The organism is Dorea phocaeensis (assembly GCF_900240315.1).
In the GTDB taxonomy this organism is placed as follows: Bacteria; Bacillota; Clostridia; order Lachnospirales; family Lachnospiraceae; genus Dorea_B; species Dorea_B phocaeensis.
On sequence record NZ_OEPZ01000002.1, the window covers coordinates 444,973 to 469,323 of the forward strand.

Genomic DNA, 24,351 nt, shown 5'->3' on the forward strand with positions numbered 1-24,351 from the left:
CTTATTCCTGTTCTCTTTTCCATTGTTCCAGTAATGCCTCAATCACCTTTTCCATATCCGTTTCCGAATAATCTTCCGGAAAATACTTTGTGAGCTTCTTTCCTGATAACACCACTTTTCGTTCCGGTGCTTTTACTGCTATGCAGCTATTGAAAATCGAAATCATAAATCCCTGGTTCACCGGTCCTTCTTCCAACTGCTTTCTCAAAGCTGTAATCTGCTTTGGTTTAACAAATCCTGTATCACGGATATACTCGTAGATCCATTTCTGTATTTCCTTTTCAATGTAGGAAATATCAACGGCAATGGTAAAATTCAATTTTTTTGCATCTACCATATCTAATAATTCTGGAATCAATTCTGTAAGGCGAATGTATCTCTGAACATTACGGGCACTCTCCCCTACCTGTTCCCCTAGCTCTTCTCTTGATTTCTTACCCAACTTGTGGCCATTATGACCACAAGTTAAATCAACTCTTTTTCCCTGTCTCTTTATCGCATCCAGTTTCATCTTATAAGCAAATCCCTTTTCACTCGGAAGTAACTCTTCTCGCTGAATATTCGCATCTACCATAGCAATCACTGCATCATCATCTGACAGTTCTCTCACGATTGCAGGAATAGTTTCCAATCCAGCTATAGCTGCCGCATGCATCCTTCGATGACCGGATATCATTTCATATCCATCTTCACCATCAGATCTTAATAAAACTGGTGTCAGTACCCCGTTGCCCTTTACACTCTCTATCAAATCTGCCATCTTTTCATCATCCAATACTTTGAAAGGATGATCTTTAAATGCATGGATTCTATTTATTTCTATTTCCATTGCAGATTCTTCATTGACTACTCCCAGCAATTCATCAATGCTTGTCAATTTGATTTTTTCTCCGCTTCTATTTTTCATTTTCCAAAACCTCCTGCGTCAAATTTTCATAAGCCATAGATACTTTTCCATTTGGACAATGACAATAAATACTTTTTCCTTCCGCACTTGCTTCAGCTACCTTAACTGACAGTGGAATGACATTTTCAAAGATAGAAATCTTAGATCCATAAGTTTCTCTCACTCTGGAAGCAATATCTTTGGCGTAATTAGTGCGAAAATCCACCATTGTCAAAAGAATTCCATGTATCGTTAGCTTCCGGTTCAATCTCTTCTTTACCATAGAAATAGTCCTGATCAACTGTTGAAGTCCTTTAACCGGCAGATATGCAGCTTGTACAGGTATCAGAACCGTATCAGAAGCTACTAAGGCATTGATGGTCATCATGCCTAAACTCGGCATACAATCAATCAAAATATAATCGTATCGTGATCGCATCGTATCAATATATTCCTTCATGATCAGTTCTCTGCTCATTACATTACTCATGGTTACTTCCAGAGCAGATAACTCAATATTGGCCGGTAGGAGATCCACTTGTTCCTCATGATGTAAAATGCCTTCGTCCTCAGCAATTTCCTCGTCATTGATAATATTCATCATAATAGTTGCAAGTGTAGTTCCAATATCATCCGGTTCTACATACCCAAGACTAGCAGTCAAACTTCCCTGTGGATCCGCATCGATCAATAACACTTTTTTTCCTTGTCTTGCCAATCCTACCCCAAGATTTAAAGTCGTTGTACTTTTTGCAACTCCGCCTTTCTGGTTTGCTACTGAAATAACCTTTCCCATTCTTCTTTCTCCCTTCTGATATTTTCTCTCAGATATTTTTCAAATGTGCTTCGCTTAATTAGAACTTTTTTTCCAACCTTATAAACTGCTCCTGCCTTGTGAGATAATCTTACGATTGGCTTATATCCAAGCTCGTAATAATCCATAGCTTGTTTATAACTTATAAATTCATGTTGCATAAATTCTATATCTTCATCATCAATAAGATTAGAAAACATCCATACCTTTCCATGCATCTCAACTAAATTCCTTTCTCCGATTTGTCATCTTATTTTTCATGAAATTGTTCAAGATATTCATCAAAGATTTCTCTGTTTATCAAAACGATTCCTTCCATTCTGTAAATCGCACCCGCATCATTTGCAAGTTCCATCAACTTTTTATGTGACAGGCTATATACGATTTCTGCTTGTTGATAACGAAGAAATTTTCTTCTAAGTCGACGGGCTTCTTCTTTTACCTCTGAACGCTTCTGTTGGTTATAGTACATATTTTCTGTTTTCAAATCTGTTTCTCCTTTCAGCTTTTACTCAACCACAACGGACATTGTTAATGAATAAAAAAAGGGCACTCTCTGAAAGATTTTTCTTTCAAAAAGTGCCCTCAACAATCTATATTGTTGGAGTAGTATTACTGACAACTAATCACCATTCTTCATGATGATTCATGTTGGAATACAAATTTGTTGTCAAATTGTTGTCAAAGAAAATTTTTGTTGTCAAATTGTGAAGTATTTTTACTCACTTAGTACAATTTTGCTCCTGCCGGAATGTGATCATCCAGGATCAGAACATTCAATCCTTCTCTTCCTTCTACAAGGTGTGTAGCGGAGATGATCATACCGCAAGAATCAATTCCCATCATCTTACGTGGTGGAAGGTTTGTGATTGCAAGCAATGTCTTTCCAACCAGTTCTTCCGGCTCATAATAATCGTGAATTCCGCTTAAAATCACACGTTCTACGCCACTTCCATCGTCTAATACGAACTTCAAAAGCTTCTTAGATTTTGGAACTGCTTCACATTCTTTTACCTTTACAGCACGGAAATCTGACTTGCTAAATGTATCGAAATCAACCATGTCTTCGAATAATGGTTCTACTTCTACATTAGAGAAATCAATCTTTTCTGCCATGTCAGATGTAGCGGTAAATGTTGCAACAGATTTTGCCGGAGCAGACTGTGCAGCATTGTTAGCTTCATTCTTTGCGGCTCCCATGCTCTTCATTGTCGGGAATAACAGTACGTCACGAATCGCTGCGCTGTCTGTCAGCAGCATACACATTCTATCAATACCGAATCCGATACCACCTGTTGGCGGCATACCGATCTCCAGTGCATTCAGGAAATCTTCGTCGGTTGTATTTGCTTCGTCATCGCCCTGTGCAAGCAATTCTTCCTGAGCTTTGAAACGTTCTCTCTGATCAATTGGATCATTCAGCTCAGAGTAAGCATTTGCCATCTCCCAGCCATTCATAAAGAACTCAAAACGCTCTACGTATTCTGGATTCTCCGGTTTCTTCTTAGTCAGCGGAGAGATCTCAATTGGGTGGTCTGTTACAAAGGTCGGCTGAATCAGGTGCTCTTCTGCAAATTCCTCAAAGAAGAGAGCCAGGATATCACCCTTTTTATGACGCTCTTCAAATTCTACGTGATGTTCTTTTGCAAGTTCTCTTGCCTGCTTCAGTGTCGTTACCTCATTCCAGTCAACACCAGCGTATTTCTTGACAGCATCTACCATCGTAATTCTCTCAAACGGCTTTCCAAGATCCATTTCCACACCGTTATAAGTAATGGTTGTCGTTCCCAATACATCCTGTGCCACATAACGGTACAGATTCTCAGTCAAATCCATCATTCCGTTATAATCGGTGTATGCCTGGTATAATTCCATCAATGTAAACTCTGGGTTATGTCTGGTATCCAGACCTTCGTTACGGAATACACGACCGATTTCATAAACCTTTTCCAAACCGCCGACAATCAGACGTTTCAGGTAAAGTTCCAAAGAAATTCTAAGCTTCAGATCTTCATTTAACGCATTAAAATGAGTTTCAAACGGTCTTGCAGCAGCTCCGCCGGCGTTCTGTACCAGCATCGGAGTCTCTACTTCCATAAATCCCTCGTTGTCAAGATATCTTCTGATAGAGCTTAAGATCTTAGAACGTTTGATAAAGGTATCTCTTGCGTCCATATTCATAATCAGATCTACGTATCTCTGGCGGTAACGCATATCTGTGTTGGTCAATCCATGATATTTCTCCGGCAGAATCTGCAGACTCTTGGACAAGAGCTTCACAGCAGATGCGTGAATAGAGATTTCACCTGTTTTGGTGGTAAATACCTCTCCTTCGATTCCCACGATATCTCCGATATCCAGCTTCTTGAAGTCCTTGTAAGCTTCTTCGCCAATGCTGTCTCTTGCCACATAAGACTGAATATTTCCGCTCTGGTCAAGAATATTACAGAAAGATGCCTTTCCCATTACACGCTTCTGCATAACACGACCTGCTACGGACACCATTTTCCCTTCTAATTCTGCGTAACGATCTTTCACCTCCTGCGCATGGGCGGTTACATCGTACTTCGTAATCACATAAGGATCTTTTCCATTTGCCTGAAGGTCTGCCAGTTTCTCTCGACGAACCTTTCTCAACTGATTGATATCTTGTTCCTGTGCTTTGTTCTGCTGCTCAGCCACGACTCTTTCTCCTCTCATCTTAAAAATCTGTTTTCTCATCTGTTTGGCCGCAAACATTTGCGGACCCGTATTGTGAAGTTCAGACCCCTCATAGCAACATAAGGGGTCTGAACTCTTTTGCATCTCTACGCTATATCATACTTTGGGATATGCAACAGCTTCTTATAAAGAACGGCTGATATGAAGAACTTCATACTCCATAATTCCTGCCTGTGTCTCTACCTCTACCTGGTCACCCACTTTGCATCCCATTAAAGCCTGTCCAACAGGAGACTCATTGGAAATCTTTCCTTCCAGACTGTTCGCCTCAGTTGATCCAACAATCTTGAATTCCATCTCTTCCTCAAATGTCTTATCGTATACTTTTACAGTACATCCTACGTTGATTTTGTCGTAGTCTACTTCATCCTCTACAACAACTTCTGCATTTTTCAGAATTCCTTCCAGCTCTTCAATACGCGCTTCGATATCTCTCTGCTCGTCTTTTGCTGCATCATATTCTGCGTTCTCAGACAAGTCACCTTGCTCTCTGGCCTCTTTGATCTTTCCGGCAACCTCTTTACGCTTTACCACTTTTAAGTTCTCCAACTCGTCTTCCAAAGCCTTCAGTCCTGCATAAGTAAGTAATCTTTTCTTTGCTTCCATGTGTCCTAACCTTTCCTTCCTGTTCTTCTATCTATCCGTCAATTTTAACGTTCTCTTCGTCTAAAATGCTCTTCTAAAATACTGCCAAAAAGAAACTTTCACAATTTCATTATTATACATAAACAGGTCTGGCATGTCAATGTTTTTCCGCCATTATTCACTGTTTTGCACCATTACACAAGGATTCATCGGATACACAATAGAGTATATGCAGAACTTCGCTTTCCCATGAACATTTTAACGAATTCTTTCGTTTAGAAGTTCCTGAAGTTCTTCGTAGGATTCCACCTGATTGATCGCATCCCGAAGCTTTGCAGATCCTTCCATTCCTTTGGTATACCACGCCACATGTTTTCGCATTTCCCGGATCCCCAAATAATCACCTTTGAATTCAATCTGCAGTCGGGCATGGCGAAGCATCGTTTCTTTAATTTCCTCTTTGGACGGCCGCCCCGGAAGGATGCCAGTCCTATCGTACTCCACCAGCTCTTGGAAGATCCAGGGATTCCCCTGCGCGCCCCGGCCAATCATCACACCGTCACAGCCAGTTTCCTGTCGCATCGCCACCGCTTTTTCTCCTGAAGTCACATCTCCATTTCCAATAACCGGAATCGAAACCGCTTCCTTCACCTGCCGGATAATATCCCAGTCCGCCTTTCCGGAATAATATTGCTCTCTTGTCCTTCCATGCACTGCCACAGCAGCCCCGCCGGCCTCTTCAATCACCTTTGCGATTTCTACTGCATTGACTTGATCATCATCAAATCCTTTCCGAATTTTCACCGTTACAGGCTTCTGAATCGCTCGCGCCGTCTGATAGACAATATCATACACCAGCTTTGGATTCTTCATCAGCGCAGAACCCTCTCCGTTTTTTACAATCTTCGGCACCGGACACCCCATATTAATGTCCAAAATTTGAAACGGCAGCTCCTCAATCCGTTTCGCCTGCTCACTGATAATCACCGGATCTGAGCCAAACAGCTGCAAAGATACCGGATATTCCTTCGGATGAATCGCCAGCAGTGATTTGGTATTCTTGTTCTTATACTGCAGCGCCTTCGCGCTGATCATCTCCATACATAACAGGCCTGCCCCCTGCTCCTTACATAATAGGCGGAACGGCAGATCTGTCACCCCTGCCATCGGCGCCAGAATGTATGGATTTTCCAATTTTACATTGCCAATATTCAATTGGGGACACCCCTTTCTTCATTTGGGACGGAGTTTTTTGCAAAAAACTCCGTCCCAAATGAACTATTTCTTATTCTTTTCATAAATAATCTGCAGTCCTTTCAACGTCAACTGCGAATCATACACATCAATAATGTTCGTCTCTGTCGCCACCATTTTGCCAAGGCCTCCACTGGCAATCACCTTCGCATTGAGATAACCGGACTCTTTACGAATCTTGTTAACAATGTATTCTGTCTGTCCGATCTGACCGTACACCAACCCAGCCTGCATCCCGGACACCGTCTCTTTTGCCAAAATGGAATCCGGCTTCTTAATCTCAATAGCCGGAAGCATCGCTGCCTGTCCCCACATCGCCTGTGCAGATGTACGGATTCCTGGTGCAATAATTGCCGCTTCAAACGTTCCGTCCGGTCCCACCAGATCATACGTCGTAGCAGTACCATAGTCGATTACAATGACCGGACCGCCGTGAATGGTGTAAGCCGCAACCGCATCCACAATCCGGTCGGAACCAATCTGACGTGGATTTTCCATATTAATACGGATTCCGGTTTTAATTCCCGCTGATACCACAATCGGCTTCACGTGAAAATATTTGATAATTGCACTTCCCAAAGAATGCATAATATCCGGCACAACAGACGCTATAATAACTGCATCCACTCCAGAGCTGTCAATTCCCTGACACTCTATTAATTCCTTCAATGTGATTCCATATTCATCAGAGGTTCTCGGAAGTTTCGTCGTCATCCGAAATGTACGAAGCAATTCCTTTCCGCGGAATACTCCCAGTGTAATATTGGTATTTCCTACATCAATCACTAATAACATCTATTCTATCTCCTCTCCCAGGAAGAACACTCTGTAATATAACTGTAATGCTTCCATCAACTCTTCTTTCTCTCTTTGTAACTGCTTAATCTTAAGCTGACTTCCAATATCGTCAAACATCGGATCGCCCTCTTTTGAAGTTACCTCAAAACACAATTCGCCATCTTCTTCATACACCAGCGTGAGGATTCCACCAACATCATGTACGTACAATACACACATAATTTTCAATTCATCCTTCACATGGTCCGGAAGTTGTTCAAAATCTGGATTCAGATAATATTTTTCTTCATAAGAATTCGCACCGCATAGTACGACTTTTCCATCATACATAACCATATACTCCTCTCACCGATACTTCTCCCGCGAAGATCTCCCGCTTCTGTCCATCTGCGGTTTTCACAATCAGCTCTCCACTGCTGTTAATCCCCAGTGCATATGCTTCATACTCCTGCCCCGGCTCCAACACCAGAACTTCCCGCTCCCGGTTCACCAGCAATTCGTTATATTCATCCAAAAAACCTGACAAGTCCTCGGTCTTTTCAAAAATCTGATAGTATTTCTCAAAGCTCTCCATGACTGCGGCAATCACTGTCGCACGCTGTATCTCTTGACCGGATTCCAACTTCAAAGACGTCGCCTTTTCCCGAAGTTCTTCCGGAAACGTCTCCTGATTGCAGTTGATTCCTACACCGACTACTACATAATTAATATAGTCAATCTCCGCGCTCATCTCCGTCAGAATACCACAGATTTTCTTTCCATTCAATATAATATCGTTCGGCCACTTGATCTGGGTGGAAAGTCCTGTCACCTCCCGAATCCCATCTGCCACCGCCAGCGCCATCAAAAGCGTCATCTGAGGAGCCTTCCCAGGAAGGATCTTCGGCCGCAGAAGAAGTGTCATGTAAATACTGGTTCCAGACGGCGACTCCCAGCTTCTTCCTCTCCTGCCTTTTCCTGAAATCTGGCAGTCTGCCACATACAGACTCCCGTGAGCTTCTCCCTTTTCCCCTGCCTCCTTGGCTCGGAGATTGGTCGAATCCGTCTCTTCAAAATATACCACGCGCCGCCCGGCCCATTCGCTCTTTATGGAGCTTTCAATCTCGGTCCCGGACAAAGATGCGCAGCTTCCAATAAGGCGGTATCCCTTATTGCGTACCGCCTCAATCTCATATCCTTCTTTTTTCAGTTGTTCCATAACCTTCCACACTGCTGTACGGGACACCTGAAACCGATCGCATAACTGCTGCCCGGAAAGATAGCCGTCACTGTCCTTTAACAGTTTCAATATCTCTGCTTTCATCGCGTTTTGCCCTGCCTTACCACTCGCCCAGTGTCGCTACCATAATCGCTTTAATCGTATGCATTCGATTTTCCGCTTCATCAAATACTTTTGACTGCGCAGATTCAAACACTTCATCCGTCACTTCCATATCATTCAGACCGTATTTTTCTTTGATCTCTTTCCCAATCTTTGTCTCCAGATCATGGAACGCCGGCAGACAATGTAAGAAGATCGCTTCTTCTCCTGCATTTTTCATCACTTCGCTTGTCACCTTGTAAGGAGACAATTCGCGGATCCGCTCTTCCCAAACTTCATCCGGCTCTCCCATGGACACCCATACATCTGTATATACTACGTCCGCATCCTTCGTGCCTTCCTTCACGTCTTCGGTCAACGTAATGGTCGCACCGCTTTCCTTGGCATATTCCCGGCACAGGTCTACCAATTCCTGATTTGGAAAATAATTCTTACTGGTGCATGCCACAAAATGCATTCCCATCTTCGCACAGGCAATCATCAGCGAATTTCCCATATTATAGCGGGCATCTCCCATATAAACGAGACGAATTCCCGCCAGTTTTCCGAAATGCTCCCGAATTGTCAGAAGATCCGCCAACATTTGTGTCGGATGAAATTCATTGGTTAATCCATTCCAAACCGGAACGCCGGCATAGTGGGCAAGCTCTTCTACGATTTCCTGTCCATAGCCACGGTACTCGATTCCGTCAAACATTCTTCCCAACACTCTTGCGGTATCTGCAATACTTTCCTTCTTCCCGATCTGAGATGCACTCGGCGCAAGATAAGTGGTTCCCATTCCCATATCATGGGCAGCAATCTCAAAGGAACATCTGGTTCTGGTACTGGTCTTTTCAAAAATCAGTGCCACATTCTTCCCTCTGTAATAATCAATCGGAACTCCGTTTTTCTTTTTCTCCTTCAAATCTGCCGCCAGATCAAGCAGGTATGTGATCTCTTCTGCTGTATAATCTTTCAGTGTCAAAAAATTTCGTCCTTTTAAATTCATCTTTCGTCCCTCTTTCAATCTCATCAATACGTGTACGAACCTTGGAAGGTCCCATTGGTTGCATAAAAATTCATGTTTCTTACATATTATACCATATAATTCATCCACTGTGTATATCTGATACTTTGAAATCCGAAGTAATTTCGCCGCCGCTTCCAGCATTCCCAGATATAATTCCTTTTCACTGCTTGCAAATGACAGCTTCAGCTGGAAGGCAATTTCTGCTTTTTCCATGTCCCGAAGCCCCGACAATAACTCTTCATAATAAGCATCTTCATGTGTCTGCTCCAAATAATAAATGGTTCCTTCCAGCCCATACAGCATTCTCTTCGCATCAAAATATCCTATCTTTAGATTCTGCCTGCTTCTCTTTTTCGAAAACTCAATAATACTGCCCAGCTTTACGCGCGGCGCAATCACATATTTCTCCCCGCTCTGCGGCATCCGAACCTTCGGCTCCCGCCCCGGCCCATAGATTCTGACTTCAATCACATTCTCATATCCGCGTTTCACTAAAGAACCCAGCGGAACATTATTCACCACGCCGCCGTCCAAATAAGTTTTACCATGGAGCGGTTCATTCTTAAATCCCAAAAGGTAAGCACTTGCCAGTAAGAAATCTTCTAACAATCCCTCGGGAATATCCTCAAGCGCAAGATCCAGCTCCTTCATCTCTGTTACAGAAAATGTAAGCAGGAAGAACTTCATTTCCGATGTCCGAATCGCCTCTTCATCGATCATCTCATGGATGAGTTTTTTAAGCGGTGTGATATCCACACCGCCTTCTTTGAGCTTTCCCCATAATTCATTTAGTATTTCCCGTACCGGCGTCTCCCGGCGAAACAGACGTTCCATCCACTCATCTTCCACGTCCATCACTTTGGAAAATGTTATTTCACTCCAGATCTCCTCTGCTTTTTCCACGTCTCCCATGCAAACGAGGGCGCCATTTAATGCGCCCACGGATGTACCCGCCACTGCACTGATTTTGACGCCGGCTTCCCGAAGTGCCTTCCACGCTCCGATCTGGTATGCCCCTCTTGCACCGCCTCCATCAAATACAAGGCCATATTCTTTTGTCATATCAAGGACTGGTTTCATATTACTCCTCTTTTTCCCCAATCTCTACCAACGATTTTACGAGTCCTGCAATTCCCTGAATTTCTGACGGAATGATAATCTTTGTTGCCTTTCCGTCTGCCGCTTTCTCAAATGCTTCCAAGCTCTTCATAGTAAGTACTGCCTCATCTGCTCCGGCTTCCTTCAGATAACGGATACCGTCTGCATTTGCCTGCTGCACCTTAAGAATGGCCTCTGCTTCACCTTCTGCCTCACGAATCATCGCTTCCTTCTGAGCCTCCGCATGAAGAATTGCCGCCTGCTTATCCGCCTCCGCATTTAAAATAGCAGATTCTTTGTGACCTTCTGCCACCAGGATGGTAGACTTCTTCTCACCTTCCGCGCGAAGAATTGCTTCTCGTCTTTCACGCTCTGCCTTCATCTGCTTCTCCATCGCATCCTGAATCGCTGCCGGAGGAATAATGTTCTTAAGCTCTACACGATTCACCTTAATTCCCCAAGGATCCGTTGCCACATCAAGAGATGCCCGCATCTTGGTATTAATCGTCTCTCTGGACGTTAATGTCTGGTCAAGCTCCAGATCTCCGATAATATTTCTAAGAGTCGTTGCCGTCAGATTTTCAATCGCCATAATCGGGCTGGCAACACCATAACAGAACATCTTTGGATCTGTAATCTGATAGAACACAACAGTGTCAATCCGCATCGTTACATTATCCTTTGTAATCACTGGCTGCGGCGCAAAGTCTACAACCTGTTCCTTCAAATCTACCTTTCTTGCCACGCGATCAATAATCGGGATTTTAAAATGAAGCCCGGTTCCCCATGTCGCCTGATAAGCTCCCAGTCGTTCAATTACCAGCGCCTGTGCCTGTTTTACAACTCTGACACAAGAAATCAGAACCAACACAACTACAATCAACAAAACGAACAACAACATAATTCCTACTACGCCAAAACTACTCATGTCTTTCCTCCTTCTCCCTCACAATCAGTTTTACACCCTGGATTCCTTCGATCACAACCACCTTATTTTTTGCGATCTTTCCATTTGGTTCATCCGTTTTTGCGGACCATTCCTGCCCCCGGACTTCTACCAGCCCCGCAGCCTGCAAGGTATCAATATCTTCCAATACCAGCGCCTGCTGCCCGATCAGGCTCTCCGCATTCGTCTTCTGCCTCTCCTGATTAAAGTATTTCACTGCAATCGGCCTTGTCAACACCAGAAGCAGAACCGAAACCACAAGGAACACCAGAATCTGAATTCCCGTTCCGAAGCCAATCAGCCCGGCAGCCATAGCCGCCAGCGCTCCGCCTGCAAACCAGATTGTCGTCAAACCCATCGTTACAATCTCAATAATCAGCAAAATCACAAAAATCGCAAGCCAATATATTGTCTGCATAAACGCCTCCCCTTCCCATACTGCTTAGTATATCTTTTTTCCATATTACTATACTTCGGAATGAATTACTATACTTTTTTTCATCTTGCCTTTCGGATTCTGACATCTTCTTTTTATATTTTCAAAATTCAGACGTTTTTTCTTCTCTGTCTTGCTGCTTCAAACATCAGCACCGAAGCTGCAATCGCTGCATTCAGAGATTCTACCTGCCCTTCCATTGGGATCTTTACATAGGTATCCGCAAGACCTGCAATCTCATCGGATAGTCCATTTCCTTCATTTCCAATCAAAAACGCACACGGCTCTACATAATCTTCCTCGTCATAATCGCGAACTCCACCAAGATGTGCTGCATAGCTTTTAATGCCCATCTCCTTTAAGTTTTCCAGTGCATCTGCCAGATCCGGGACATAGACAAAAGGCATCCGATAGACGGAACCCATGGTAGAACGAATCGTCTTGGGATTATAAAGATCGACACAATCCTCACTCAGAATAATTCCGGTCACCCCTGCGCCCTCTGCCGTCCGAAGAATGGTTCCAAGATTCCCCGGATCCTGAAGACGCTCTAGCACCATCAAAAGCGGGGAGTCTCCCTGCGCCACTTCTGACAACGTATAATGCTTTTGCTTCACTACGCACAGAATCCCCTGCGGCGTTTTCGTATCTGACGCATACTGAAATACGGAATCCGACAATTCTTCCAGCTTAGCCTGGCTCTTCTTCATCACCTGCCGGATGACCTCGCCTTCCTTCTTATAAAAAGATTCCGATACATACACTTCCTTAAGAAGCTCCGGCGGCACTTCCCGGAACATTCGGATCCCCTCGGTCAGAAATACGTCCTCCTCTTCTCTTACTTTCCTCTTCTTTTTCAGGTTTACCAACCTCTTCACTCTGGCGTTTGACGTACTTGTTATCATATGTTTCAACCTTTCTCTTTTCGCTTCCTTCTATTAATCTTACGATGTTCCACAGCCCTCACACTTTACAGCGTCTATATTTTTTCCAGTGCATAGTTGGAACCTATAATGATGAGTGTCATATCTTCCTGCAGAGCCCTTTCCGGATCTGGGTTCACTTCTACCTCTTCTCCTATTTTGATACCGACTACATTGACGTCATGGGATCGCCGCACATCTAGCTGCTGCAACGACTTACCTACCCATTCCTTCGGAATGGCAATTTCAATAATACTGTAATCCGGCGACAATGCAATCCAATCTGCGAAATTAGAAGACATCAATGTTTTCGCAACTCTAACCCCCATCTCCATCTCTGGGAAAATCACCGCATCTGCCCCGATCTTCTTAAGAATGGTTGCATGAAGCTCATTTTTTGCCTTGGCAATTACATAGGGTACTCCAATTTCTTTTGAAACCAACGTCGCCATAACACTGGCCTCCATATCATCTGCAACGGCAACCACTACGCCGTCCAGGTTCCGGGTTCCAAGAGATTTGATAACCTCCGGATCTCCTGCATTTGCCTTGATTGCATAGGAGACCTGTTCCGATATCTCCTGCACATGTTCCATATGATTATCCACCGCAACCACTTCACAGCCAAGCTGCTGCAGTGTTACCGCTACACTCGCTCCAAAACTTCCCAGTCCAAATACCGCAAACTGCTTTTTCATCTTGATACCTCCATATGTTTCCCTGTTCTCTATCCAACCATAATCCGTTCCTGTGGCAATTCTCGCAGCTTATCTTGCGGATTTTGTTTTCCCGCAAAAGAAAGCGCCAGTGTCATCGGTCCAATTCTTCCTACATACATTAAAAACATAATAATCACCTGACTGACCCGTTTCAGCTGCGGTGTCAGATCCGCTGTCAAGCCCACCGTTCCAATTGCAGAACTCGTTTCAAACAAAACATCCGTCATCGCAACACTGTCCTTTTCAATCATAAGTATCGCCAAGGTTCCTCCAATCAAAATCAAAAAAGCAAGTGTTACTACTGCAAAACCTGTACGAAAATTTGAAACCGTAATTTTTCTTCCAAAACACTCTGCGTCTTTTCCTCCCCGGATCAAAGTAATACACCACAGCACCAGCATTGCAATCGTTGTCGTCTTCACACCGCCGGCAGTTCCTCCTGGCGAACCACCGATGAACATCAGGATACTGCTGACCAGTTTGGTCTCCTCGTGCAATGCCCCCTGCGAAATCGTGTAAAATCCTGCTGTCCTTGTCGTCACCGACTGGAACATGGATGCCATTACCTTATCGCCCAATGGCATACCGCCCAAGGTATCCGGATTACTGTATTCCATCAGAAAGACGGCAAGAGCTCCAACAAGAAGCAGTACCAGTGTCGTCACAATCGCAAGCTTAGAATGAAGTTTCAGCCTGGTAAACCACCATTTTTTCGGCACTTCTTTTTTATAAATGCGGCGTACATTTCCAATCACGTCATACCATACAACGAAGCCGATACCGCTGAGAACAACTAGCATCATCGTCGTAAAATTAACGAGTGGATTGCCCGCATAGCCTGCTAGGCTGTCTGCGCCCAAGATATCGATTCCCGCATTACAAAATGCAGACACTGCGTGAAATACCGCATAGGCAGCTCCGCGAAGCAGTCCGTATTCCGGCACAAACTGAAATGCATACAAAAGGGCTCCCACACCTTCCACCACGAAAGTACCGAGAATGACTTTGCGCACCATGCCAACCACGCCTCCGAGTCCATCCATACTGTAACTTTCCTGCATAACCACACGTTCTCTTAGCGTAATTCGCTTTTTTAAAAGCAGGAAAAAGGCCGTCGCACAGCCTATGACGCCTAGACCGCCAATTTGTATCAAAATCAACAGAACCACCTTTCCCACAACGGTAAACTGCGCTGCCGGCACGATGGTCACAAGTCCTGTCACACACACTGCTGATGTAGACGTAAACAACGCGTCCATAAACGCAATCGGCTCCTGATTACAGATGGGAAGCCACAACAAAAAGGCTCCTGCCAAAATCACACCGAAAAATCCCACCGTCAGGATACGCATCGTATTCCAACGGATATTTTTCTTTTTTTGTCGCATGTTACTCTCCTTTATCTATCTCTATGAATCCTGTTTTAAGATTTTGAATCTATCATAGCACATCTGACAGACAGAAAAAAGAGGCAAGGACAATCCTATCAAATTCCATTGCCCTTGCCTTTTATAACATTCACTCTCCAATATTTTCCTGCGACACTGCTTTAGGAGCTTCTTACACTTTAAAGCGGTAACCCACGCCCCAGATGGTCTCAATATACTGTGGATTTGAAGTATCCATTTCTACCTTTTCACGAATCTTTTTAATATGAACGGTTACCGTTGCAATATCCCCGATGGATTCCATATCCCAGATTTCCCGGAAGAGTTCCTCCTTCGTATATACATGGTTCGGATGACTTGCCAAAAATGAAAGCAGATCAAATTCTTTCGTTGTAAACGTCCTCTCTTCTCCATTGACCCACACACGCCTTGCGGTTGTATCGATCTTCAATCCGCGAATCTCAATTACCTTATTGGCCTCCATCATGCTTCCTGTTAAGCGGTCATATCTTGCAAGATGCGCCTTAACCCGCGCCACTAATTCGCTTGGGCTGAATGGCTTGGTCATATAATCGTCTGCTCCAAGTCCCAGTCCCCGAATCTTATCAATATCATCCTTCTTCGCCGATACCATAATAATCGGTGTATTCTTTACGTCCCGGATCTGACGGCAGATATCAAATCCATCAATTCCCGGAAGCATCAAATCCAGAATATAGAGATCATAATCTTCGTTCAGTGCCTTTTCCAGCCCTTTTTCTCCATCATTGGCAACCTGAACCTCAAATCCGCTAAGCTCCAGATAATCTTTCTCCAGTTCTGCAATCGCTTCTTCATCTTCTACGATCAATATTTTACTCATGAATTGGTACCTCCTGATATTTTCTTATAACAAAGTACATTGTCGTTCCCGTCTCTTCCCGACTCGTTGCCCAAATCTTTCCACCGTGATCCTCAATGATCTTCTTCACAATGGAAAGTCCAATTCCGCTTCCGCCCTTGGACGAATTTCTAGACGCATCCGTCCTGTAAAAACGGTCAAATATATTAGGCAGATCTTTTGCTGCAATTCCTTTTCCGTTATCTTCCAGTTCGACCTGTACAAAATCGCCTACATCTTTGACTCTCAGATTAATCTTCCCTTTTGGTTTATCCATATATTTCAGCGAATTATTCACAATATTATGAACGACTCGCTTAATCTGTTCTGCGTCCGCAATGATTTTTACATTGTCTGCAACATAGTTGAAATATCCAAATTCTACATTCCGCGATTCCATTTCCACCGCCAGATCTTCCGCGCAGTCATCAAAGTACGCATTTACTGACAACGTATTGAAATTATACGGGATACGATTTGTATCAATCTTCGTATAGAGCGTCAGCTCATTGATCAGCGTATTCATTTCTGTCGCCTTATTATAAATCGTCCGAATATAACGCTCCATCTTCTCCGGTGTATCCGCCACTCCGTCCATAATGCCTTCTGCATATCCCTTAATTGTCGTCACCGGAGTTTTCAGATCGTGGGAAATATTACTGATCAGCTCTTTATTTTCTTTATCATATTTGATTTTTTCTTCCACGTTATCTTTCAGGCGCTTTCGCATATCTTCCAGATCTCGGCAAAGCTGACCTAATTCATCATCCGACGTCGGATTCAATTCAAAATCCAGATTTCCTTCTTTGATATTCTTTGCGGCCAGCTGCATCTTTCCAAGCGGCTGCATCACACCGCGATAAATCCAGAAAATCAAGAGAGCCGCGGTAAATACCAGTACCAAAATCACACAAAATACCATACTTACCAGAAATTCTTCTACTTCCGGAATCATATTACCGACATCTGATACGATATAGGCGCTACCTTCATCGCCATCTCTATAAAGAAAGTCCACCTGCTTTACCAACGCCTGAACTTCACCGCCAAGATAGACGCCATTCTTAGATGTCGATTCAGACTCTCCATACTCCGGAAGCTGCAAAATCACATGATCCGCCTCTTCCATTTCCGTTCCCACATAGATAATCGTATCTTCTTTCCGCACCAAAAGATACGATTTCTTACCTCTTAACTTCTTGTTGAACTCTTCCAGAGATGTCGCATCCTCCATTTTTTGCGGACTCTTTCTAGCCATCTCACTTAATTCCTTGTAGGGTTTCTCCGTCACCTGTGAAATCACCGTCATAGAATTAGAAAAACTTTCCACAGTGGTCCCAGATATCTCGTAGGCCTTATCAATGGCGCTCATCTGATACCGTCCCATCACACACAGGATCGTAACGCTTAATAACACCGGAATGGTAATTACCGTAATAAAAGCTATAATCAATCGGGTTTTCAATTTCATAATCTTCGCCCTCGTCATTCATCATAATACATGTGTAATTATACCACGCATGTCGAAAAGGCACACGAAAACCCATATAAATATTTCTTAAATTTCTGTAAAAGTAAATTCGGGACGGAGTTTTTTGCAAAAAACTCCGTCCCGAATGAAAATTACCCTGTCCCTTTTTTAAAGATATTTTCTTAAATTATCCACTTTATCCACTTTTTCCCATGGAAGATCCAGGTCATTTCTTCCGAAATGTCCATACGCTGCTGTCTGTTTATAAATCGGTCTTCTCAAATCCAACATCTTAATGATACCTGCCGGTCTCAAGTCAAAGTTCTCTCTTACGATGTCTACCAGCTTCTCTTCGGAAATCTTACCTGTGCCAAAGGTGTCAATCATAATAGAGGTCGGATGTGCCACGCCGATTGCATAAGACAACTGGATCTCGCATTTCTTTGCAATTCCTGCCGCAACAATATTCTTTGCAACATAACGCGCTGCATACGCCGCAGATCGATCCACCTTCGTGCAATCCTTTCCAGAAAATGCTCCTCCGCCATGACGCGCCATTCCACCGTAGGTATCTACGATAATCTTACGTCCTGTCAATCCGCTGTCGCCGTGAGGACCACCGATCACAAATCTTCCTGTCGGATTAATGAAAAACTTGGTCTGATCATCCACCATTCCTGCCGGAATAGTCACATCAAATACATGTTTCTTAATATCTTCGTGAATCTGCTCCTGCGTAACCTCTGGATCATGCTGGGTAGAGAGTACGACAGCATCTAATCTTGTCGGAACCCCTTCCTCATCATACTCTACCGTTACCTGTGTCTTACCATCCGGACGAAGATATGGCAAGGTTCCATCTTTTCTGACTTCTGTCAATCTTCTTGCCAGCTTCTGTGCAAGTGCACTTGGATAAGGCATCAGCTCTGGCGTCTCATCAGTCGCATAACCGAACATCATTCCCTGATCGCCAGCTCCGATCGCTTCCAGTTCCTCATCGGACATCGTGCGCTCTTTTGCTTCCAATGCTTTATCTACTCCCATAGCAATATCGGAAGACTGTTCATCGATTGCTGTAATCACACCACAGGTATGTGCATCGAATCCATATTTTCCACGGTTATATCCAATCTCATCTACCGTATCTCTTACAATTTTCTGAATATCCACATATGCATTCGTGGTAATCTCTCCCATAACCAACACGAGTCCTGTTGTAATTGCAGTCTCACATGCCACACGGCTCATTGGGTCTTGCTCCATAAGCGCATCCAGAACTGCGTCCGAAATCTGATCACAGATCTTATCCGGATGACCTTCGGTTACTGATTCGGATGTAAATAATCTTTTTTCCATCTTTCGTTCTCCTTTCACACCAGTTTGGGTGTCTTTTTGTGCTTTCTCTTTGGACAGATCCTTGCAGCGAAAAAAACAGTCCGCTTAAGCGGACTGCTTTATATTCTCTATAAATCAATCCTCTTATTGTTCGATTACTCGCTCAGGTTGGCACCTTCCACAACATGGGGTTGCCGCAGTTTCTCAGATCCTTTGTATCTCCACTGCTCTGAATAAGAGAAAGTCTTATTTATGATTCGTCTCCCGTACATCTTGTATATGTACGCCTAAGACTCTACACGCTTTTATTCGTATTGTCAATACCTATTTCCCTAATCAATCGGAAAATCTAACTAACCTTCCGCAACCAACCGGAAAGTCTACTAACTAACCTTCAGTTTGAACTTCTGAATATCCCGTTCTGTCTCAACCTTTTCGATCACGCCGCCAAGACCGCGAAGCTTCTCTTCAAACCGCTCATATCCTCTCTGAATATACACGATGTCATCTACGATTGTAATTCCATCCGTTGCAAGTCCGGCAATGCAAAGCGCTGCTCCCGCACGCAGATCCGGCGCGCTCACTCTTGCTCCTGAGAACTTCTCCACGCCTTCAATGGTAGCAGAATTGCTCTCAACCTTCACATTTGCTCCCATCCGAGCAAGCTCATCCAGATATTTGAAACGATTTTCAAAAATACTCTCGGTAATCGTGCTGGTTCCCTTACAAAGTGCCAGCGTCACACCAATCTGAGGCTGCATATCCGTTGGGAAGCCAGGATATGGCAATGTCTTTACATGGGTACTGGTCAGATCCCCTTTAGAAACCACGCGTACTGCGTCGTCAAATTCTTCTACTTCACAGCCAATCTCTACCAATTTGGCAATCGTTGCTTCCAAATGCTTTGGAATCACATTTAATACGGTTACGTCACCCTTCGTTGCCGCAGCCGCAAACATAAATGTTCCCGCCTCGATCTGGTCCGGAATCACAGAATACTCCGTTCCATGAAGGCGCTGTACTCCACGGATCTTAATTACGTCCGTTCCTGCTCCTCTGATGTTGGCTCCCATACTGTTCAGGAAGTTTGCCACGTCAACAACATGAGGCTCTTTCGCAACGTTCTCCAGAATTGTAATCCCTTCTGCCATCGTTGCAGCCATCATCACATTGATCGTTGCTCCAACACTTACCACGTCAAAGTAGATATGCTTTCCAGTCAGGCGCTCTGCCTCTGCCATAATCTTTCCATGCTCAATATCCACTTCCGCGCCGAGCGCCCGAAATCCCTTCAAATGCTGGTCAATCGGTCTGCTTCCAATATTGCATCCTCCCGGAAGCGCTACCTCTGCACGTTTATATTTTCCAAGAAGCGCTCCCAAAAGATAATAGGACGCCCGAATTTTCTTTATATAATCATACTCGATGTCAACATCAGTAATGCTTTTTCCATTAATTTTGACAGTATGTCTGTCAACCCGATAGACGTTTGCTCCGATTCCGGCAATGGCATCCAAAAGCACATTGATATCATTTACATCCGGAAGATTGTCAATGGTTACTGTCTCATCTGTCATAATTGCTGCTGCAAGAATTGCAAGTGCCGCATTCTTTGCACCGCCGATCTCCACTTCTCCTACCAGCGGATGACCGCCTTTTATAATATATTGTTCCATATTGCACCTCAATATTTGCTCTAATTTCCAATCATATTCTAGATTATTATATCATAGAATCCATATTTGTAAAATATTTTTTACATTTATGTAACTAATCCGTAATATTTTACCAGTTCCAATACCAATCCAATATTCTTTATGTATGCAATACGTCCAGCACTTTCTGAATCGTATCTTCCAATCGCAAGCCATCTTCACAGATCGTAATATCTGCATATTTTTCAAACAACTGCACTCTCTCATCGTACAGATCTTTCAAGGTCTGTCCGTCTCTAAGCACAACTCCCCGGTTCTTCGCGTTTTGTATTCTTCTATTTATTGTATCATAAGATGCCTGAAGATATACAATCGTTCCGATTTCTTTGTAATGTCTCATTGCATTCTCACAATATACCACACTGCCTCCGGGCGAAATTACTGCATGATGCACGTCAAGTTCTGCATTCACCCGATCCTCTACTTCGAGAAATCCTTCAATTCCCCGCTCGGCGATAATATCTTTCAACAGCATTTTTTCTTCTTCCTGAATCAGAATATCGGTATCGACAAAATGATACCCCAGCCGTTTTGCAACGATTACTCCCACTGTACTTTTACCAACTGCCGGCATTCCGATAAATACAATATTATCCATATAGATGCCTCCCCTTTTGTAAAATTACAGCCCAGCCAGCCTGATATTCCCCGCTGAACCGTCTATATATTCTATCATATGCCGCAAGACACCGCAAGGAAACATTTACAATTAAATAGCGGTAATCGTTGTTCATAATCACGAAAAAGGCAACGAAAAAAATAATCGCTCACAAAACAGCGATTATTTTTCCCTTCTTTTGTCAGAAATATTTCTTTCTTCGTGCGCGTTCTTCCTGCCTTCTCCTGCACAATTCCTGATAGGTCATTACCTGAATCAGATCTTCAAGCTGTTCCTCCTCCCAGATTTCATCCAGTTCTTCCTCTTCCTGCACCCGCTTCCCAATCCGCCTGCACAAAAGACGAAGCTGCAGAAGATCCGGGCATTCATCATACATCATACTCGCCGTATATTCCAGGCGGTCACACTCCTCTTCCACGTATGGAAGCAGACGCTTTGCAGTCTTAGGATACAAGCTCTTCATATACTCATAATCCCTGCGGTTCTTTTTCTCATCGTCATACATAAGCGGCATAGGATACACCATATAATAAGGCAACCGTTCTTCCATTTATAGCCACACTCCCGACAATACTGCTCAATGTTAGTATATGCATCTCTATCCTCTTCGGTCACTTTGCACTGCTTCGCTTAATACGCCTTCTAACTCCAACAGCTTCCGTTTTCTTTCAACGCCTCCGACATAACCGGTCAAGCTTCCCCCAGCTCCCAAGACTCTGTGACACGGAACAATCACAGGGATCGGATTATGCCCAACTGCACCGCCTACCGCCTGCGCCGACATGCTGACAATCCCTCGTCTTTTCGCGAGCTTTGCCGCTATTTCTCCATATGTCCTCGTTTCTCCATAAGGAATTTCGCAAAGGAGCTCCCACACTTCCTGCTGAAAACTTGTTCCAATCAGATGAATTGGAATTTGAAACTTCGGCTCCTGACCGGAAAAATAAAGATCCAGCCAGCATTTCACATCTTTAAAAAGAGGAAGCTTACACTCCTCATATTCGCTGCCTAAACCACGGGCAAAATACTTCTGCCCCTCAAACCATGCGCCAGTCAGCCCTTTATCATCTGCTGCCAGCAGCATCTTGCCAAGGGGTGATATATAATTGCTAACGTACTCCATAGTCTTCGCCCTTTCATCCATTCATTTTAACAAGAGCCTTGCACCATTTAGGCGCAAAGCTCTCCCTTTATCTTTTCTCTTCTTTTTCTATTCGCTTATCAGGCTCTTTCGCTATAATGATGCGCTTCTTCCAACATCATATCTTTTACCTTCATCAGTCGAATCTGAGAACTTCTTTCGTTCTCATCCAGCTTCATGGTAATATATTTGATCGTTTCCTGAGCCTCCGGAATCGTCACATGTTCCAACGCATTCACACGGCGTCTGGTCTTTTCAATTTCCGCCGCCATCAGCTGACATGCTTTTTCCGTCTCTGCAAGCTTCAACATATCCGGCAAAATATCTGCCAAAGACTTCACTGCACCATCCAAATCACTTGATGTAAATGCAAATCCATAGGAATAGATATCATTTGCGTCTGCAGTTCTTGTCTTTGTCTCAAAGACTGGAATATCAACACTCATAACATTTTTTTGTCCCACAGAAAGACTGACCTCCTGCTTCGGCGCCATCAATGCCGTATTCAATGTCGCTTCATCCATACCAGCTTTTGCAATGACAAAATTCTTGTTTGCAGAAAGGATTCCGGCCTCTACTTTTTTGCGAAGTGCCATATTCTCCTTCACCAGATCCAAAAACTGACGCATCAACTCATCTCGCTTATCCTTCAGGAGTTTATGTCCCCTTCTGGCGGTGACGAGTTTTTTCTTGGTTCTAGTCAATTCCATTCTGGTAGGAGTAATCTGCTTTTTAGCCATCTTTACCCTCCTTCTTCGAGCTTGGAGCTTACGCCCCTATGCAATTCTTACGCCATGCTCAGCTCGAAGCCGCTTCGCGTCTTCTCGCTGCGGGCGATCGCCCTATGCAACTGTACAGAAACATCCATTTACATGCAAGCATGCAACGGCTGTTTCTGTACATCTGCGCATGGCTTATTGCTTTCCATAATATTGATCTAAGAATTTATCGTCGATACGTTTCAGCTCTGCTCTAGGAAGCATTGACAGGAGTCTCCAGCCAATTTCTAGTGTCTCTTCAATAGAACGGTCTGTGTTGTATCCCTGGGATACATATTCCTTCTCGAATGCTTCTGCAAACTCAGCGTATTTCAAATCAATTTCGGTTAACGCCGCCTCGCCGAGGATGGTCATTAATTCTTTGGCGTCCTTACCACGGGAGTAAGCTGCAAACAGCTGGTTCATGGTATTGGAATGGTCAGCTCTGGTCTTTCCTTCGCCGATTCCCTTATCTTTTAGACGTGACAAGGATGGCAGTACATCGATCGGCGGCTGTAAACCTTTCCGGTATAACTCACGGCTTAAGATTACCTGTCCCTCTGTAATGTATCCTGTAAGGTCCGGGATTGGATGAGTCTTATCATCTTCCGGCATGGTCAGAATTGGAATCATGGTAATACTTCCGTTCTTTCCTTTCTGGCGTCCGGCTCTCTCATACATGGTTGCAAGGTCTGTATACATATATCCTGGATATCCACGACGTCCAGGCACTTCTTTTTTCGCCGCTGAAATCTCACGGAGCGCATCTGCATAGTTGGTAATATCCGTCAGAATAACCAATACGTGCATATCTTTTTCAAACGCCAGATATTCTGCTGCGGTCAGCGCCATACGAGGTGTGGAAATACGCTCTACAGCCGGATCATTTGCCAGGTTGATAAAGAGAACGGTTCGATCAATTGCTCCGGTCTCTTTAAAGGATTCAATAAAGTAGTTGGACTCTTCAAACGTAATACCCATGGCCGCAAATACAACCGCGAATTTCTCATCTGTTCCACGCACCTTTGCCTGCCTTGCGATCTGCGCAGCAAGCTGTGAATGCGGCAGACCAGAACAAGAGAAAATCGGCAATTTTTGTCCACGTACCAGTGTATTCAGTCCATCAATCGCAGATACACCTGTCTGGATAAACTCCTCTGGATATACACGTGCCGCCGGATTCATAGGAAGTCCGTTGATATCTCTTCTTTCCTCTGGTAAGATCTCCGGACCATCGTCAATCGGACGTCCCAATCCGTCAAAGACACGCCCCAGCATATCGCCGGATACGCCAAGCTCCATGGTTCTTCCAAGAAAACGCACCTTACTGTTACTTAAGTTGATACCAGCCGCATTTTCATAAAGCTGTACTACGACACTGTCGCCATCCACTTCCAGCACCTTACAGCGGCGTTTTTCGCCGCTTGCAAGTTCAATCTCTCCCAGTTCGTCAAAGGTAACGCCTTCGACACCTTTTACCATCATCAGCGGTCCGGCAACTTCCTGTATAGTTCTATATTCTTTTGGCATG

General features: G+C 44.0%; 25 protein-coding genes and 1 riboswitch. All 25 genes read right to left on the reverse strand.

Features of this window, described 5'->3' with window-relative positions; all coding sequences use genetic code 11:
* Window position 1: 1 nt before the first annotated feature.
* The 25 genes from C0979_RS06195 to C0979_RS06315 all read right to left on the reverse strand — a co-directional run bounded on the left by C0979_RS06195 (window position 2) and on the right by C0979_RS06315 (window position 24,350).
* Window positions 2-907: a ParB/RepB/Spo0J family partition protein gene (locus tag C0979_RS06195; RefSeq protein WP_101695153.1), complete on the reverse strand. Its 906-nt coding sequence runs from the start codon at window positions 905-907 to the stop codon at window positions 2-4.
* On the reverse strand, window positions 897-1,682 hold the full coding sequence (locus C0979_RS06200) for a ParA family protein (protein ID WP_101695154.1): 786 nt from the start codon (window positions 1,680-1,682) through the stop codon (window positions 897-899). The genes C0979_RS06195 and C0979_RS06200 overlap by 11 nt, the downstream gene beginning before the upstream one ends.
* Window positions 1,661-1,918 carry a DUF6462 family protein gene (locus tag C0979_RS06205; protein ID WP_072447189.1) on the reverse strand — a complete coding sequence of 86 codons (258 nt, stop codon included), beginning with the start codon at window positions 1,916-1,918 and terminating at the stop codon, window positions 1,661-1,663. Before C0979_RS06205 ends, C0979_RS06200 begins: the two co-directional genes overlap by 22 nt.
* Window positions 1,919-1,950: 32 nt before the next feature.
* Window positions 1,951-2,187, reverse strand: coding sequence for a DUF6462 family protein (locus tag C0979_RS06210; RefSeq protein WP_072447191.1), 237 nt, complete (start codon window positions 2,185-2,187; stop codon window positions 1,951-1,953).
* A 239-nt stretch (window positions 2,188-2,426) separates the two neighbouring features.
* Window positions 2,427-4,400 carry a lysine--tRNA ligase gene (lysS, locus tag C0979_RS06215; RefSeq protein WP_101695332.1) on the reverse strand — a complete coding sequence of 658 codons (1,974 nt, stop codon included), beginning with the start codon at window positions 4,398-4,400 and terminating at the stop codon, window positions 2,427-2,429.
* Window positions 4,401-4,544: 144 nt separating this feature from the next.
* A complete protein-coding gene (greA, locus tag C0979_RS06220) occupies window positions 4,545-5,027 on the reverse strand; it encodes a transcription elongation factor GreA (protein WP_101695155.1) in 483 nt (160 codons plus the stop codon).
* Window positions 5,028-5,264: 237 nt separating this feature from the next.
* Window positions 5,265-6,221: a tRNA dihydrouridine synthase DusB gene (gene dusB, locus C0979_RS06225; protein ID WP_101695156.1), complete on the reverse strand. Its 957-nt coding sequence runs from the start codon at window positions 6,219-6,221 to the stop codon at window positions 5,265-5,267.
* A gap of 63 nt (window positions 6,222-6,284) precedes the next feature.
* Window positions 6,285-7,055, reverse strand: a complete 771-nt coding sequence (locus C0979_RS06230; protein WP_101695157.1) for a type III pantothenate kinase — start codon at window positions 7,053-7,055, stop codon at window positions 6,285-6,287.
* The gene (locus tag C0979_RS06235; RefSeq protein WP_101695158.1) at window positions 7,056-7,388 is read right to left on the reverse strand and encodes a DUF6145 family protein; all 333 of its coding nucleotides are present in this window, start codon (window positions 7,386-7,388) and stop codon (window positions 7,056-7,058) included. It lies immediately after the preceding gene.
* The gene (locus C0979_RS06240; RefSeq protein WP_101695159.1) at window positions 7,381-8,361 is read right to left on the reverse strand and encodes a biotin--[acetyl-CoA-carboxylase] ligase; all 981 of its coding nucleotides are present in this window, start codon (window positions 8,359-8,361) and stop codon (window positions 7,381-7,383) included. The genes C0979_RS06235 and C0979_RS06240 overlap by 8 nt, the downstream gene beginning before the upstream one ends.
* 16 nt (window positions 8,362-8,377) lie before the next feature.
* A complete protein-coding gene (gene argF / locus C0979_RS12385) occupies window positions 8,378-10,471 on the reverse strand; it encodes an ornithine carbamoyltransferase (RefSeq protein ID WP_101695160.1) in 2,094 nt (697 codons plus the stop codon).
* A 1-nt stretch (window position 10,472) separates the two neighbouring features.
* Complete coding sequence (locus tag C0979_RS06250) at window positions 10,473-11,417, reverse strand: SPFH domain-containing protein (protein ID WP_101695161.1); 945 nt, start codon at window positions 11,415-11,417, stop codon at window positions 10,473-10,475.
* On the reverse strand, window positions 11,410-11,853 hold the full coding sequence (locus C0979_RS06255) for an NfeD family protein (RefSeq protein WP_101695162.1): 444 nt from the start codon (window positions 11,851-11,853) through the stop codon (window positions 11,410-11,412). Before C0979_RS06255 ends, C0979_RS06250 begins: the two co-directional genes overlap by 8 nt.
* A gap of 128 nt (window positions 11,854-11,981) precedes the next feature.
* Complete coding sequence (locus C0979_RS06260; protein WP_101695163.1) at window positions 11,982-12,776, reverse strand: TrmH family RNA methyltransferase; 795 nt, start codon at window positions 12,774-12,776, stop codon at window positions 11,982-11,984.
* 74 nt (window positions 12,777-12,850) lie between these two features.
* Window positions 12,851-13,492 carry a potassium channel family protein gene (locus C0979_RS06265; protein ID WP_101695164.1) on the reverse strand — a complete coding sequence of 214 codons (642 nt, stop codon included), beginning with the start codon at window positions 13,490-13,492 and terminating at the stop codon, window positions 12,851-12,853.
* A gap of 29 nt (window positions 13,493-13,521) precedes the next feature.
* Entirely contained in the window at window positions 13,522-14,901 is a 1,380-nt protein-coding gene (locus C0979_RS06270) for a TrkH family potassium uptake protein (RefSeq protein WP_101695165.1), read from the reverse strand.
* 172 nt (window positions 14,902-15,073) lie between these two features.
* Entirely contained in the window at window positions 15,074-15,763 is a 690-nt protein-coding gene (locus C0979_RS06275; RefSeq protein ID WP_101695166.1) for a response regulator transcription factor, read from the reverse strand.
* Window positions 15,756-17,252 carry a sensor histidine kinase gene (locus C0979_RS06280; protein WP_101695167.1) on the reverse strand — a complete coding sequence of 499 codons (1,497 nt, stop codon included), beginning with the start codon at window positions 17,250-17,252 and terminating at the stop codon, window positions 15,756-15,758. Before C0979_RS06280 ends, C0979_RS06275 begins: the two co-directional genes overlap by 8 nt.
* 168 nt (window positions 17,253-17,420) lie before the next feature.
* Window positions 17,421-18,608, reverse strand: coding sequence for a methionine adenosyltransferase (metK, locus tag C0979_RS06285; protein ID WP_101695168.1), 1,188 nt, complete (start codon window positions 18,606-18,608; stop codon window positions 17,421-17,423).
* A 120-nt stretch (window positions 18,609-18,728) separates the two neighbouring features.
* Window positions 18,729-18,827: riboswitch (SAM riboswitch) on the reverse strand.
* Window positions 18,828-18,970: 143 nt separating this feature from the next.
* On the reverse strand, window positions 18,971-20,263 hold the full coding sequence (locus C0979_RS06290; RefSeq protein WP_101695169.1) for a UDP-N-acetylglucosamine 1-carboxyvinyltransferase: 1,293 nt from the start codon (window positions 20,261-20,263) through the stop codon (window positions 18,971-18,973).
* Between the two features lie 139 nt (window positions 20,264-20,402).
* A complete protein-coding gene (locus C0979_RS06295; RefSeq protein WP_101695170.1) occupies window positions 20,403-20,900 on the reverse strand; it encodes a shikimate kinase in 498 nt (165 codons plus the stop codon).
* Window positions 20,901-21,102: 202 nt separating this feature from the next.
* Window positions 21,103-21,471, reverse strand: coding sequence for a hypothetical protein (locus tag C0979_RS06300; protein WP_101695171.1), 369 nt, complete (start codon window positions 21,469-21,471; stop codon window positions 21,103-21,105).
* A gap of 48 nt (window positions 21,472-21,519) precedes the next feature.
* Window positions 21,520-22,044 carry a methylated-DNA--[protein]-cysteine S-methyltransferase gene (locus tag C0979_RS06305; protein ID WP_101695172.1) on the reverse strand — a complete coding sequence of 175 codons (525 nt, stop codon included), beginning with the start codon at window positions 22,042-22,044 and terminating at the stop codon, window positions 21,520-21,522.
* 98 nt (window positions 22,045-22,142) lie between these two features.
* Complete coding sequence (locus C0979_RS06310) at window positions 22,143-22,802, reverse strand: V-type ATP synthase subunit D (protein WP_101695173.1); 660 nt, start codon at window positions 22,800-22,802, stop codon at window positions 22,143-22,145.
* A 174-nt stretch (window positions 22,803-22,976) separates the two neighbouring features.
* Complete coding sequence (locus C0979_RS06315; protein ID WP_101695174.1) at window positions 22,977-24,350, reverse strand: V-type ATP synthase subunit B; 1,374 nt, start codon at window positions 24,348-24,350, stop codon at window positions 22,977-22,979.
* Window position 24,351 lies beyond the last annotated feature (1 nt).